Origin of the sequence: Flavobacterium potami, assembly GCF_020026915.1 — a bacterium.
Classification (GTDB): domain Bacteria; phylum Bacteroidota; class Bacteroidia; order Flavobacteriales; family Flavobacteriaceae; genus Flavobacterium; species Flavobacterium potami.
Genome location: NZ_JAINUY010000003.1, coordinates 210,622 through 224,166 on the forward strand (window position 1 = coordinate 210,622; position 13,545 = coordinate 224,166).

At 31.9% G+C, this 13,545-nt stretch carries 14 protein-coding genes; 4 read left to right on the forward strand and 10 right to left on the reverse strand.

Going from position 1 to position 13,545, the window contains the following annotated elements; genetic code table 11:
* Window positions 1-19 precede the first annotated feature (19 nt).
* Together K6T82_RS10525 and K6T82_RS10530 are read left to right on the forward strand one after the other, a co-directional pair.
* Complete coding sequence (locus K6T82_RS10525) at window positions 20-1,039, forward strand: glycosyltransferase family 2 protein (protein ID WP_223705891.1); 1,020 nt, start codon at window positions 20-22, stop codon at window positions 1,037-1,039.
* A 32-nt stretch (window positions 1,040-1,071) separates the two neighbouring features.
* Window positions 1,072-1,905, forward strand: a complete 834-nt coding sequence (locus K6T82_RS10530) for an OmpA/MotB family protein (protein WP_109193363.1) — start codon at window positions 1,072-1,074, stop codon at window positions 1,903-1,905.
* A 182-nt stretch (window positions 1,906-2,087) separates the two neighbouring features.
* Here the strand turns inward: K6T82_RS10530 and K6T82_RS10535 are convergent, their stop codons facing one another.
* The 3 genes from K6T82_RS10535 to K6T82_RS10545 form a co-directional block, all read right to left on the reverse strand.
* Window positions 2,088-2,708 carry an L-threonylcarbamoyladenylate synthase gene (locus tag K6T82_RS10535; RefSeq protein ID WP_223705892.1) on the reverse strand — a complete coding sequence of 207 codons (621 nt, stop codon included), beginning with the start codon at window positions 2,706-2,708 and terminating at the stop codon, window positions 2,088-2,090.
* 102 nt (window positions 2,709-2,810) lie between these two features.
* Entirely contained in the window at window positions 2,811-5,150 is a 2,340-nt protein-coding gene (locus K6T82_RS10540; RefSeq protein WP_223705893.1) for an ATP-dependent helicase, read from the reverse strand.
* A gap of 300 nt (window positions 5,151-5,450) precedes the next feature.
* Window positions 5,451-6,218, reverse strand: coding sequence for a sulfite exporter TauE/SafE family protein (locus K6T82_RS10545; protein ID WP_223705894.1), 768 nt, complete (start codon window positions 6,216-6,218; stop codon window positions 5,451-5,453).
* A 125-nt stretch (window positions 6,219-6,343) separates the two neighbouring features.
* Between K6T82_RS10545 and K6T82_RS10550 the strand changes: the two genes are divergently transcribed.
* On the forward strand, window positions 6,344-6,868 hold the full coding sequence (locus K6T82_RS10550) for a DUF7935 family protein (protein WP_223705895.1): 525 nt from the start codon (window positions 6,344-6,346) through the stop codon (window positions 6,866-6,868).
* 4 nt (window positions 6,869-6,872) lie between these two features.
* Here the strand turns inward: K6T82_RS10550 and K6T82_RS10555 are convergent, their stop codons facing one another.
* The 3 genes from K6T82_RS10555 to K6T82_RS10565 all read right to left on the reverse strand — a co-directional run bounded on the left by K6T82_RS10555 (window position 6,873) and on the right by K6T82_RS10565 (window position 10,434).
* Complete coding sequence (locus K6T82_RS10555; protein ID WP_223705896.1) at window positions 6,873-7,307, reverse strand: hypothetical protein; 435 nt, start codon at window positions 7,305-7,307, stop codon at window positions 6,873-6,875.
* A gap of 17 nt (window positions 7,308-7,324) precedes the next feature.
* Window positions 7,325-8,230, reverse strand: coding sequence for a patatin-like phospholipase family protein (locus tag K6T82_RS10560; protein WP_223705897.1), 906 nt, complete (start codon window positions 8,228-8,230; stop codon window positions 7,325-7,327).
* Between the two features lie 143 nt (window positions 8,231-8,373).
* Complete coding sequence (locus K6T82_RS10565) at window positions 8,374-10,434, reverse strand: M1 family metallopeptidase (RefSeq protein ID WP_223705898.1); 2,061 nt, start codon at window positions 10,432-10,434, stop codon at window positions 8,374-8,376.
* On the opposite strand from K6T82_RS10565, the gene K6T82_RS10570 reads away from it, so the two are divergent.
* On the forward strand, window positions 10,424-11,269 hold the full coding sequence (locus K6T82_RS10570; protein ID WP_223705899.1) for a Dph6-related ATP pyrophosphatase: 846 nt from the start codon (window positions 10,424-10,426) through the stop codon (window positions 11,267-11,269). The two genes, K6T82_RS10565 and K6T82_RS10570, sit on opposite strands and share 11 nt — an antisense overlap.
* A gap of 1 nt (window position 11,270) precedes the next feature.
* On the opposite strand, the gene K6T82_RS10575 is transcribed toward K6T82_RS10570, so the two are convergent.
* The 4 genes from K6T82_RS10575 to K6T82_RS10590 all read right to left on the reverse strand — a co-directional run bounded on the left by K6T82_RS10575 (window position 11,271) and on the right by K6T82_RS10590 (window position 13,173).
* A complete protein-coding gene (locus K6T82_RS10575; RefSeq protein WP_223705900.1) occupies window positions 11,271-11,663 on the reverse strand; it encodes a DUF4348 domain-containing protein in 393 nt (130 codons plus the stop codon).
* A complete protein-coding gene (locus K6T82_RS10580; protein WP_223705901.1) occupies window positions 11,663-12,202 on the reverse strand; it encodes a DUF1697 domain-containing protein in 540 nt (179 codons plus the stop codon). Before K6T82_RS10580 ends, K6T82_RS10575 begins: the two co-directional genes overlap by 1 nt.
* A 78-nt stretch (window positions 12,203-12,280) precedes the next feature.
* Entirely contained in the window at window positions 12,281-12,703 is a 423-nt protein-coding gene (locus tag K6T82_RS10585; protein WP_223705902.1) for a hypothetical protein, read from the reverse strand.
* A gap of 41 nt (window positions 12,704-12,744) precedes the next feature.
* Window positions 12,745-13,173, reverse strand: a complete 429-nt coding sequence (locus K6T82_RS10590; protein ID WP_223705903.1) for a hypothetical protein — start codon at window positions 13,171-13,173, stop codon at window positions 12,745-12,747.
* Between the last annotated feature and the right edge of the window lie 372 nt (window positions 13,174-13,545).

The following is a 13,545-nucleotide window of genomic DNA, read 5'->3' on the forward strand; positions in this document are numbered from 1 at the left end:
AATAAATAACGAAGTACTTTTGGATAAAATAGCAGTTGTCATTTTAAATTGGAACGGAGTAAAATTGCTTGAGCAGTTTTTACCATCTGTTATTCAGTTTTCAGAAGGCGCAACGATTTATGTTGCAGATAATGATTCGACAGATAATTCTGTTGATTTTGTTATCCAAAATTTCCCTACCGTAAAAATTGTAAAAAACACTGGCAATCATGGTTTCGCAAAAGGTTATAATGATGCTTTACAACATATAGATGCAGAAATTTACGCATTAGTCAATTCAGATATCGAGGTAACTGAAAACTGGCTAAAACCAATTCTTGAAACCTTCGATAATGATAAACAAACAGCCATAATTCAGCCAAAGATTCTTGATTTTAAAAATAAAGAATATTTCGAATATGCTGGTGGTGCTGGTGGTTTCATTGACAAATATGGATTCCCATTTTGCAGAGGAAGAATATTTGAAACTTTAGAAAAAGACAATGGACAATACAATGATAATTGCGAATTGTTCTGGGCTTCAGGTGCGTGTTTTTTCATCAGAAAAAAAGTGTATCATGAACTTGGTGGGTTTGACGAAAGCTTTTTTGCCCATCAGGAAGAAATTGATTTATGCTGGCGTGCTGCCAATGAAGGGCATATAATTAAGTACAATTCACAATCAGTTGTATATCACGTTGGAGGAGCAACTTTGCAACAAGGAAATCCAAAAAAAACGTATCTGAATTTTAGAAATTCGTTATTAATGCTTGTTAAAAATCTACCTAAAAGAGGATTGTTTTGGGTAATTTTCTTTCGTATGGTCTTAGACGGAATTGCAGGTATCCGTTTTCTTACACAAGGTAAATTCGGACATACTTTCGCCATTTTAAAGGCACATTTTTCATTTTATTGTTTATCTTTAAAATATCTTAAAAAACGAAAAGATTTTCAAATACAGCAATACTATTTGGTAAAAAGCATCGTTTTTCTTTACTATATAAGGAAAATGACCTTTTTTAAAGAAATCTTTAACAGTATTCAAAATATTAAAAACTAAATTTGTAATCAAGTCTAATTAAAATTAAATTTATGAGAAAAATAGTTATCGCACTATCAGTATTAATGGCCCTAACATCATGTGTTTCTAAAAAGAAATATGCGGAGTTGGAAGCAAAAAACAAAGAGACCCAAGATTTATTAAACTCTTGTACTGTAAAATTAAATACGTGCTTAGAAGAAAAAGCTGGATTAGCTGCTACTGCTGAAAGCTACAAACAACATAATCAAGACTTAATCAATAGTTCTAAAGATTTAACAATCTTAACTACTAAAGGTGCTGAAAATCTTGAAAAATCTCTTGAAAGCTTAAAAGAAAAAGATTTAAAAATTTCTAGACTTCAAGATGCTTTAACTAAAAAAGACAGTGTTACTTTAGCATTAGTTACAAGTTTAAAAGGAGCAGTTGGAATCAACGATCCAGACATCGAAATCAATGTTGAAAAAGGAGTTGTATTTATCTCTATCGCTGATAAATTATTATTCAAAAGCGGAAGCTATGACGTAAGTGATAAAGCTAAAACTGTTTTGGCTAAAGTTGCTAAAGTTGTAAACGACAAACCTGATTTTGAGTGCATGGTAGAAGGTCATACAGATGACGTTCCTTACAAAAGCAACGGAATTATCTTAGACAACTGGGATTTAAGTGTTAAACGTTCTACTTCTATCGTTCGTGTATTAACAAACGATCTTGGTGTTAACCCAGCTAAATTAATTGCTGCAGGTAGAAGTTCTTATGTACCATTAGTTGCAAATGATTCTGCTGAAAACAAAGCTCGTAACAGAAGAACTCGTATCGTAGTTATGCCAAAAATCGATCAATTTTATGATATGATCGAAAAAGAAATGAAAAAACAAGCAAAATAATTCTTTCTTGTTGTATAAAAACAGAAAAGCAGGTCAATCGACCTGCTTTTTTGTATCCTTAATTTTTTAATAACCAATTAAATATAAATCAAGAACAGCATTATTTTAAGTTAACTAACTAAATTTTAACTATAATAAAGTTAGTTATAATTTTTAAGATGTAATACAATTAAAGTTTTTTTTTACAAAATATCAACATCACCTTTTCCTTCTCTTACAATAATTGGTTCATGTTCAGATAAATCTATAATTGTAGAGCCGACATTATCTCCATAGCCACCATCAATTACCAAATCTACAAGGTTCTGCCATTTCTCAAAAATCAATTCTGGATCTGTAGTATATTCAATCACATCATCTTCATCACGAATAGAAGTTGAAACTACCGGATTTCCAAGTTGACGAACAATTTCTAGAATTATATTATTATCAGGAACACGAATACCTACAGTAGTTTTCTTCTTGAACTCTTTTGGTAAGTTGTTATTTCCAGGCAAAATAAAAGTATAAGGTCCTGGTAAAGCTCTTTTCAAAATTTTAAATGTCGATGTATCAATTTGACGCACATAATCAGATAAATTACTCAAATCATGACAGATAAACGAGAAATTAGCTTTTTCTAATTTGACTCCTTTTATTTTTGCAATTTTTTCTAAAGCTCGTGAATTGGTAATATCACAACCTAAACCATAAACGGTATCTGTTGGATAAATTACCAAACCACCATTTTGAAGCACTTTAACTACTTTCGCAATTGCAGCTTCACTAGGTTTATCTGGGTATATTTTTATGAATTCGGCCATTTTCTTTTTTATTTAAAGTTAGGTTAGTCTCAGGTTAAAATCATTACAATTTTAAATTTTCATTTTTCATATTTACTGCCTAAATATGAAAACCAAAATTATTTAACCAACCACATCAAGTTTAGCAAATCTTAAAAGCAATTTTTTAATTCCACCAACTTCAAATTTAATTTCCGCTTTTTTATCAGGACCAGCCCCTTCAAGGTTGATCACTTCTCCTTTTCCAAAACGCTCGTGCATCACAATATTCCCAATAGTAAGTTTACTATCAAATAGATTTGGCGCACTTACCGCATTAGGATTAGTTCCTGCAACTGGTTTTAGTTTTCTAATATTCAAGTCAGGTTTCGGACTATTATCTGTAATATGCTTTGGAGGCGTTCCTCCTACTGGTTTTGATAATCTTAATTTTGATTTATCAACATCTCCAAAAATATCACCGTCAATTGGTGATTTATAACGATAATTCGTTTCTGCAGGAGTTAAATACTCTAAATATTGATCTTCAATTTCTTCGATAAAACGTGATGGCTCACTATCCGTCAATTTCCCCCAACGGTAGCGAGACTGTGCATAAGTCAAATAGGCCTGATGCTCTGCACGCGTTAATGCCACATAAAACAAACGACGTTCTTCTTCTAGTTCACTTCTTGTACTCATACTCATGGCACTCGGAAATAAATCTTCTTCCATACCTACCACAAAAACATGAGGAAATTCAAGTCCTTTTGCCAAGTGAATCGTCATCAGCGCCACACGATCATCATCGTTTGTATCTTTATCCAAATCTGTTGCTAAAGCGACATCTTCCATAAATTCAGAAAGCGCACCTCTTGCTCCATCAATTTCTCTTTGTCCTTCTGTAAAATCTTTAATACCGTTTAAAAGCTCTTCGATATTCTGAATTTTAGCCATTCCTTCTGGAGTTGCATCTTTCTTTAATTCCTGAACCAAACCCGTTTTCTTTGCAACGTGATCTGTTATATAAAAAGCATCCTGATTCTGATCGATAACTTGAAAACTCTGAATCATGGTAACAAAATCCTTCAATTTGTTTTTTGTTCCGGCATTCAGTTTTAGGTCGATTTTGTCAATATTAACCATTACTTCCCAAATCGAACGTTTGTAATGATTGGCTGCAATAGTCAATTTCTCAATCGTAGTATCACCAATTCCACGTGCTGGGTAATTGATCACACGAATCAAAGCTTCTTCATCTTTCGGATTTAGAACCAAACGCAAATAACATAAAACATCTTTAATTTCCTTACGTTGGTAGAAAGACAAACCACCATAAATTCTATACGGAATATCACGTTTTCTTAGCGCATCCTCCATTGCACGAGACTGAGCATTGGTACGATACAAAATAGCAAAAGATCCATTATGAAGTTGGTTCTGCATTTTTTGTTCAAAAATCGTACTGGCAACAAAACGGCCTTCTTCGGCATCAGTCAAACTTCTGTGGACTTTAATTTTTGGTCCAAATTCGTTAGCCGTCCAAACCACTTTATCTAGTTTGGTTTTATTATGTTCCATCACTGTATTTGCCGCTTCCACAATATTTCGGGTAGAACGATAATTTTGCTCCAAACGAAACATTACTACACCTTCATAATCTTTCTGGAAGTTCAAAATATTATTGATATTCGCTCCACGGAAAGCATAAATACTCTGTGCATCATCTCCAACCACACAAATATTCTGAAATTTATCAGATAAAGCCCTAACAATCAAATACTGAGAGTGATTGGTATCTTGATACTCATCAACCAAAATATAACGGAAACGATTTTGATATTTCGCCAAAACTTCAGGAAAACGTGTCAGCAATTCGTTGGTTTTCAACAACAAATCATCAAAATCCATCGCACCCGCTTTAAAACAGCGTTCTACATACTGCTGATAAATTTCACCCAATCTTGGTCTCTTTGCCATAGCATCAGCTTCGACCAATTCTGGATTATTAAAATAAGCTTTAACCGTAATTAAGCTGTTTTTATAACTAGAAATACGACCTAAAATTTGTTTAGGTTTGTAGATATCTCGGTCTAACTGCATTTCTTTTATAATAGAAGAAATCAATCTAGCCGAGTCTTGAGAATCATAAATAGTAAAATTAGAAGGATAACCTAAATGATCGGATTCTGCTCTAAGAATACGAGCAAAAATAGAGTGAAAAGTTCCCATCCAAAGATTTTTGGCTTCGGTCGCTCCTACAATATCCGAAATTCTGTGCTTCATTTCCCTTGCCGCTTTATTGGTAAAAGTCAGCGACAAAATATTAAACGCATCAATTCCCTGATGCATCAAATAAGCAATTCTAATTGTCAAAACACGGGTTTTTCCCGAACCTGCACCAGCAATAATAATCATTGGCCCGTCTTTCTTTAGAACAGGCGCTCTCTGCGCTTCGTTGAGCTGGTCAATATATTTCTGCATGTAATTTTCTCCTTTTATGCAAAAATAAGAATTAAAAAAGAAAGTTCCTAAGTTGCTACGGTTCTAAGATGCTAAGTTTTTTTGAAGCCAAACACAAGGCATTTCTTTAGGCATCGTTTCCCGCTTTCGGCTTTATCTCTCCGCTACGCTTGGAGGATACCGCCTCTATCGGGGCTAGATTCAAACAATCTTTTTTAAAGTTACTGAGATACTAAGATATTGAGAAGCCAAGATTTCTAAACTTTAATTTTTTCAATAAGAGAATAACTTAGTATCTTAGAACCTTAGCAACTTAGAATCTTACTTAAAAAAAACATCGTAAGCAAAACGAATCAAAGTTCCCACAACAACCACTAAAAAGAAAATTCTAATAAAACCATTTCCTTTATTAATTGCCAGTTTCGCACCAAGCCATCCTCCCAATCCATTGCTAATTGCCATCGGAATTGCGATTGCCCAGATGATTTTTCCTTTTATCATAAACAAACAAATCGAGCCAAAATTAGTTGCTAGGTTTACCATTTTAGCATTCGCGGAAGCGTGCAGAAAATCAAAACCTAAAAGGGCAATAAAAGCCACTACGAAAAAACTTCCCGTTCCTGGACCAATGAAGCCATCATAAAAACCAATAATAACACTGATAACAACTGCATAAAGTATTTGTGTGGTTGCAGAATGATCTTTTGCAACATGTTGTCCGAAGTTTTTCTTAGCGTAGGTATAAATAAACAATAATGAGAGAACGACTAATAGAAGCGGTTTCATAAAATCATTGCTAACCATTGTTAAAATTGTAGATCCTAAAAATGCAGATGGAACCGCCAAACACATCATTATAATCAATAGTTTCCATTGAATTACCACTTTTTTTAAATACTGAAAAGCAGCAAAAGCAGTTCCGCTGAAAGCCGGAATTTTTAAAGTTCCAACTACAGTCGAAACTGGAAGATTGGGCAATAATATTAATCCCATTGGTGTTTGTATTAATCCGCCACCGCCAACAATTGCGTCAATAAATCCTGCTGCAAAAGCAGCTAAACACAGAAAACCGATAATATATAAATCCATCAAAAAAAGATATTTCAAATGCGTAAAAAACAAGGTGCAAAAGTACGGCTTCCTTTTTGTTTATTAGCATAAATTTAAAGTGGATTTCTCATCAAAAAGTATATTTTTGCTTAAAAATTATTCAAATGGATTTCAACAAAATTATAGAACTTGCGAGTTATACTTTGCCAGCATTAGTTACAGGAGTTGTAGCGTATCGTTTTTTCGAATTGCATATTAAAAACAACGATAAAAAACGTGCTTTTTTATTGAACAAACAAGCTCACAAAGAATCTCTTCCAATACGTTTACAAGCGTACGAGCGTATGACTTTATTTTTGGAACGTATTAATTTGACGAAATTATTAATTCGAATTTCCCCTATTTCACAAAACAAACACGATTACGAGAACTTTGTGATCGATCAAATCGAGCAAGAATTTGAACATAATTTGACGCAACAAATTTATATGTCCGATGAATGTTGGACCATCATTACAACTGCAAAAAATGCAACAATACAAATGATTCGTAAAGCTGCAATGAGTGATAAAGTGGATAATGCTGACAAACTGCGTGAAGTAATCTTAAATGATTTATTGGAGAAACAATCTCCAAGTAATGCCGCTTTAGGATTTATAAAAAATGAAGTAGCAGATCTTTGGTACTAATGTTTTATATAGATCTTAAAATTGTCTGAGTCCAATTTTTATCTGTTTCAGAGATTATTATAGTTTTAAATCCATATTTTTCGCCTTCCATTTTCACCCCTTGCGAATCATCAATATGAATATCAATTTTAAACATTGGAGGAAATTTAGAACAATTAAAATCTAACTTTTTTATTTTCTTTAAGTGTTTCTGTTGGTTTATAATACAATTAACAGAAACACCATAAGAATAAAACATTAACCATATTCTGAATGTAGTTCTGTAAGAAGTAGTGTAAATATAGATCTTATGTTTTTGTGCTCTTAATTCTTTAAACAAATCAATCGTTCCTTCACGTACACATTCCAATCCAAATAATTTTTGAAATAGATTTCTTTTTTCTAAGCCAAATTTATTCTTAGCAATCAATGTATCATCAAGATCGAATGAAATTATCATTTTTGACGAATTAATTTTTACATCTTTCTATTATCACTCATAACCTCAGATTTATTCTGAGCATATTCGTAACCTTGTTCCCACCAATCTTTCATGACATCTTTGTTAAAAATTAGCGCATTATCTGTCAATTTAATTGGCGTGTAATATAAGTTAAGTTTCACATCTTTACTATTTGCCATCAGTTTTCCTATAGCAATATCATGTTTTTCAACCTGATCCAAAGCAATTCGGAACAAATCAATCATTAATGAAAACGGGTTTTTACCAATAACAGTCTTGGTTGTATTTACTTCTGTTTCCAAAACAATCACATCAATCTCTGTCGCACCACGGTTGATGGCTTCACGAATCGGAACTAAACTTGAAAATCCTCCGTCGCCGTATTCGAAATTGTTCTTTTCAACCAAACTCATAAAAGGAACATAATTACTTGAAATCCAAGACCACTCACAAAATTCTTCGTAAGTACAATCTTTAGCCGATTTATATTCCGATTCGTTTGTGGTAAAATTGGTAACTGTTACAATTACATCCGTTTTTAATTTTTTAAGCTTATTAAAATCGGAAAGAGAGAAATTATTCTGAATGTATTTCTTCAAACCTTTACTTTCACCAAAAGTTCGTTTTCCTTTAAAAAACTGTCTAATTACATTAAAGTGATTAATTGTAACAATATCAACTCCATCTTTATTCTTGACCACAAACGGGCAAATATTAAAGATACTTGACATGGTAACATTGGTATAAACCGAATGAATTTTTTTAATATGTCCGAGAGCCAAATGCGGAATCAATAAACTTCCTGTTGAAGTTCCTAGAAACAAGTCGTATTCGTGTCTTTTTTCTTCTATTAAATACTGGGCAACACCGCCGGCAAAAGCGCCTTTACTGCCACCACCGGAAATAACCAATGCTCTCATAAATTGTATGTAGATTTTGTTTTTGGGATACTTTTTTTGGACTTGGTAGAGGAAAGAAGCAAGAGAAAAGACTTTTTCAACTTTGTTACTGTGATCTTGTCTCTTTCTTCTATTTTCTATTTTCTTCTTTCTAATCTCTCAAGCTACTCTTTCAACAAACGATTCAATTGAAACTGTGCGTCGGGTGTCAAATTAGGCAAAATTCTGTTAAATGAAGCACGCATTTCAGGATTTTTTAAAAGAAGTCTAATCGTATCTCTTCCAAACTTTGAAAACTGCCACATATGATGCGTTGTAGCACCAACTAAATTAGTCAAGACTTGGTCGTTGATAATTTTAAATGCAATTAATTTTTCCAATGCATTTTGTCTCGTTGTTGCTTCATATTTGCTCGAAGAAAATGCTATTAATTCGTTTATTAAATTCTCATTGTCATTAGTATAATTTGTAGTAGACAAAGCCAAAGAAAGCCACAAAGTTCTGAGATTAAAATCATTAAAACCTATCCAGTTTTTCGATTGATCTAAATATGTTGCTCTTTGGTTTGGAAAATTTCTCCATAACCAATACAAAGCAGTTTCCTGAGTCTGATACGACTTATCATTTAGCAAGGTTTCATAATTTAATCTAAAATCTTCCGGAATTTTCGTCATCGTTTCCGCTACATTTTGACGAACTTTTACATTGTTTGTTTCCAGTGCCAAAAGCAAAAGCGATTTCTTAGCTTCGTAATTTTCATTTTCTAATTGATCTACAACAGATTGCTTTACAGATTCATAGAAATCTGATTCTAAAGTACTTTTTAAAACCTCGAATTTTTCTGCTAAAGGAGTTTTTTTCAGTTTATCAATTTCCAGTCTTTTCTGAATTGTTTTGTTTTTGCTCAATAAGGCATTGGCAGTTGGAGTATCAAAAGCGGTAGATTCTAACCAGGTTTTTTGGAACTTATCCAAATCAAAATCGGATACCTTTTTTATTTCATCAAAAAAATTCTGCGTATTTACAGTTTGATAAGCGTATTTATTCAAGTAACTTTTTATTGCTTTCTTAAATGCTTTATCTCCAATTGATTCATGAAGAACAAACAATGCCCAAGCTCCTTTTTCATAAAAAGTCAATGAACTTGCTTTTGCATTTAAAACCGGAATTGTATCTGTTCTTGAAGCAAATTTGATCTGCTGTGCCGTATCGTACAATTTTGTATAAAAATAATCATCACCATAAATATCTCTTTCAGCAAGCAAAGCAAAATAAGTAGCGAAACCTTCCTGAAGCCAATGATGCGTGCTACTTTCGGCTGTAATTAAATCTCCAAACCAATGATGCGCCAGTTCATGTGCATCAACATTAGTGTAATTTCTATCACAAAATCCGATTGAATCTACTACATAACGGGTTGCAAAAAGAGTTGCTGTTGTATTCTCCATTCCAGCATATAAAAAATCTCTAACCGGAATCTGTCTGTTAATCTGCCAAGGATATTTTACGCCAATTTCTCTTTCCAGAAAATCAAAAATTCGTTTAGAATAGCGGTATGTCGACTCAAAACGATCTACATCTTTAGGTTCGTAGTAATATTCTAACGGAATTTTACTTTTCGATTTAAATTCTTTTTTATCAAATTTTCCGATTGCCAACATCAACAAATAAGAACTCATTGGTTTCTGCATTTGATATTGCCAATGGTTTACGTTTCCATTTGCTGTTTTTTCTTTTAAAATTCCATTTGATACAACCTGATATGCTGCATCATAAGAAATTCCGAGATTAAAAATCAGTTTTTCATTTACATCGTCAAAACTAGGAAACCAATTACTCGTATATCTGCCCTGACCTTGCGTCCAAATTTGTACTTCATCATTCTCCATATCAACAAAATACAAAGCTTGTTTTGGTTTTGCAGTGTAATTAAAGGTTAAATGATTTTGTCCTTTTTTGAATGGAAAAACCAATTTTAATTGTTTGGTGGTATTGATAAAGATAATTTCTTTTTCATTGACTTGAACATTTGAAAATTCCATGTTTTTTGCGTCAAGCGAAATAGTATCGCAATCTTTTAATACTTCAAATTGAAAATCGACTGCTCCGGCAATTGTTTTTTCCTTTGAATTTAATGTCAATCGGCCTGAAACAGATTTGAAATCAACGTTTTGGGTTTGTTGTGCGAATAAAAAACCTGTAAATAATAGAAAAATGTATTTCATTGAAATGAATTTGAAGGCGAAATCCCAAAGTTACAAACCTTTCATCAACAAACAGAATGAAATTTGTAAGTTTACCGTATTAAAATACCAAATTGTGTCTGTACCTCAAAAAGCCTTATTTAATTGGAGCAGCGGAAAAGATTCTGCTCTTGCGCTATATAAAATTCTTCAAAATCCCGATTTTAAAATTGAATGTTTGCTTACAAGTGTCAATCAGCAATATCAAAGGATTTCTATGCATGGTGTTCGTATTGAATTATTGAAGGCACAAGCGGAAAGCATCGGAATTCCATTAAAAATTATGGAAATTCCTGAAATGCCAACTATGGAAGTTTATGAAAATGTAATGACCAAAACTTTGCTAGAAATAAAAAATAAAGGTATTACACATTCTATTTTTGGTGATATTTTTCTGGAAGATTTACGTCAATATCGTGAAAAACAATTAGAAAAAATTGACTTTAAAGGTGTTTTCCCAATCTGGAAAATTCCAACAAAAGATTTAATTCAAGAATTTATTTCAATGGGATTTAAAACCATTGTGGTTTGTGTAAATGAAAAATTTTTAGACAAAAGTTTTGTAGGCAGAATTATTGATCAGGATTTTATAAATGATTTACCTGAAAATGTCGATGTCTGTGGCGAGAACGGCGAGTTTCACACCTTTGCTTTTGATGGTCCAATTTTCTCAAAACCTATTGATTTTGAAATTGGAGAAATTGTATATCGCAAGTATGAAAAACCAAAAACAGATTTATCCAATTCAGCTTGTGATACCAATGACGAAACTGCTTTTGATTTTGGATTTTGGTATTGCGATTTAATACCAAAATAAATTAGGTCGATTCGTCAATATAAGTTTTTAAATACCAAATCCTCTTTCTTTTCTCAAAAATATATTCTGCAAGAATACCATTATCAATACCTTTTCTTTTAATAATGTAGGTGTTATTTTTCGGTATATTTTTATATTGATAAGTACTTCCTTTGTCGTTTAACTGAATCTGTTTGTAATCACTTTTGGCAATGGTGTAATTTACTAATTCAAAATCATCATTTAATAGTTTGACAGTAATGGGAAAATTAATTCGACTTAAATGAAAATTTTTATCCGAATTAAATTTCTTTAAAAAAGTAGTAAAATTTTCATCTGCAACAACAGGTTTTGTCTGTGCATTAATGAAATTCATTAAAAGAAAAAGGCTTAAAAGAGTAATTATTTTCTTCATTATTCTTCATACATTTTAAGCAAATTCGTAACCGTGTTCCAGTTTCGAATTGTAGCTGTTACATTCAATTTTTTCTCAATATACTTTTGATCAAAACGGGTTTTTCCAGCTCCAACTGCGTATTTAATAAAAATCCTGTTTTCATCAATACTGGCTTCATCTGGTTTAAACTGACTGATTTTTAAATCGTTTATATTTTCTTTTTTCAAATTCGTAGAAACAAAAGCCACATACAACTTTTTGCTATCAATATCTTTCTCTTTCAAAAAAGGATTATTTGTAAAACACGCTTCTAAATTTTCTTTAGTAATCATGACAACTGGAACTTCATGCCCAAAAACTTTAAAAATTTCCTGTTTAATCATAAAACCAATTTTTGATGCTTCTTCTTCGCTGTCTACAAAAACATTTCCAGATTGCAGATAAGTACGTACATTTTGAAAACCAAGATTTTCCAACATTGCTTTCAAAGCTTCCATTTTCATCATATTATGTCCGGAAACATTAATTCCGCGTAAAAGTGCTAAGTGTGTTTTCATTTTAAGAGATTTAAAAAACAAAAAGTATCCAATTTTAAAATTGAATACTTTTAGTATATCGTAACAAACTTACGGTTTTTATTTTGCTTTTTCGTAGGTACCTCCAGCATCGCACATAGATGCTCCGCTTCTTAATTTACCTTCAAATAGATACAAAAGCTCTTTGGTACCTCCAACACCAGTAGAACAGCTATAAACTAAATTAGTAGAACTACGGTAAGTTAAATCTAAACTAGGATTATTGTCCAGAATTACAACTTGAAAAGTTCCGCTTGCAGTAATAGTCCCGTCTTTGGTTGTACGAGTTTTTGTAAATGTGTTATCTTTATTAAAGACATAATTCTCTGTCCATAAAAACGCACTATTTACATCTTTAACTTCATGAGTATTTACCCATTTACCGTAATAATCTGAGTTTGCCGTTTGCAGGCTATCTTCAGAATCGTTAGAACATGAAACAAGAGAAATCATCAATACAATTAAAAGTCCAATTTTTTTCATTTTTAAAGTTTTTAAGGTTATTATTTTTCAAATTTTATTACTTAGATTTTTTCATACGCTATTTGCGGTCCTTTACACAGTGACCATCCGTTATATAAAGTTCCAGTATTGTTTAGGATAAATAGATTTTCAGTAAGATCAGAACTACAAGTTCCGATTATATCATTTTGCGCGGTATACTTTAATTTTAGTTCTATTCTGTCTTCAACTTTATTAACTGAATACGTTCCGACCACAGTTTTAGTTTTACCGTCTTTTGTTCTTGTTTTGGCAAATTTTCCTTTAGAGCTAAAATTATAGGTTTCTTGCCACTCAATAACAGGAATGCTATTTGCAAGAGGACTATTATTTCTACTCATAAAAGTTAATGTCCATTTGCCAAAATAAATTTCTTTATTATTATCATTATCATCGTTAGAACAAGATACGGTTGCGATAAGCAGCAATACTAAAAATGTAATTTTTTTCATATTTGGTTTATGTTTTAAGGTTACTATTTATTATTAAGATTTTACTTCTTTAAAATAGTTGCGTATGGATTGTAAGACTTAACATTAAGATAATATTTAGCCATAAAAAAAACTCCGCTGGAAAATCCAACGGAGCTTAAACAATTTGAATTAGTAAACATTGTTTAAAATAATATCTTCTTTTTAAAACCCCATAAAATATAGTGATGATCGAAACTTGATGACTATTTAATACGAAGATTTAACTTTTTTAGAATGGTTGCGTCAATCTTTAAATTTTAACTTCAAAAAACATTCAAATACCTGAAAACTATAATTCATTTTCAAATTTCCCAATTAAAATCTATCTTCGCTTTTTAATAAATTCCAATT

What these genes read in the sequence shown, in the direction of transcription:
- K6T82_RS10590 (WP_223705903.1), bottom strand. Translation starts at nt 13,173, where the DNA reads ATGAAAAAAATTACATTTTTAGTATTGCTGCTTATCGCAACCGTATCT.
- K6T82_RS10550 (WP_223705895.1), top strand. Translation starts at nt 6,344, where the DNA reads ATGGATTTCAACAAAATTATAGAACTTGCGAGTTATACTTTGCCAGCA.
- K6T82_RS10560 (WP_223705897.1), bottom strand. Translation starts at nt 8,230, where the DNA reads ATGAGAGCATTGGTTATTTCCGGTGGTGGCAGTAAAGGCGCTTTTGCC.
- K6T82_RS10545 (WP_223705894.1), bottom strand. Translation starts at nt 6,218, where the DNA reads ATGGATTTATATATTATCGGTTTTCTGTGTTTAGCTGCTTTTGCAGCA.
- K6T82_RS10580 (WP_223705901.1), bottom strand. Translation starts at nt 12,202, where the DNA reads ATGAAAACACACTTAGCACTTTTACGCGGAATTAATGTTTCCGGACAT.
- K6T82_RS10565 (WP_223705898.1), bottom strand. Translation starts at nt 10,434, where the DNA reads ATGAAATACATTTTTCTATTATTTACAGGTTTTTTATTCGCACAACAA.
- K6T82_RS10540 (WP_223705893.1), bottom strand. Translation starts at nt 5,150, where the DNA reads ATGCAGAAATATATTGACCAGCTCAACGAAGCGCAGAGAGCGCCTGTT.
- K6T82_RS10530 (WP_109193363.1), top strand. Translation starts at nt 1,072, where the DNA reads ATGAGAAAAATAGTTATCGCACTATCAGTATTAATGGCCCTAACATCA.
- K6T82_RS10535 (WP_223705892.1), bottom strand. Translation starts at nt 2,708, where the DNA reads ATGGCCGAATTCATAAAAATATACCCAGATAAACCTAGTGAAGCTGCA.
- K6T82_RS10575 (WP_223705900.1), bottom strand. Translation starts at nt 11,663, where the DNA reads ATGAAGAAAATAATTACTCTTTTAAGCCTTTTTCTTTTAATGAATTTC.
- K6T82_RS10585 (WP_223705902.1), bottom strand. Translation starts at nt 12,703, where the DNA reads ATGAAAAAAATTGGACTTTTAATTGTATTGATGATTTCTCTTGTTTCA.
- K6T82_RS10570 (WP_223705899.1), top strand. Translation starts at nt 10,424, where the DNA reads ATGTATTTCATTGAAATGAATTTGAAGGCGAAATCCCAAAGTTACAAA.
- K6T82_RS10555 (WP_223705896.1), bottom strand. Translation starts at nt 7,307, where the DNA reads ATGATAATTTCATTCGATCTTGATGATACATTGATTGCTAAGAATAAA.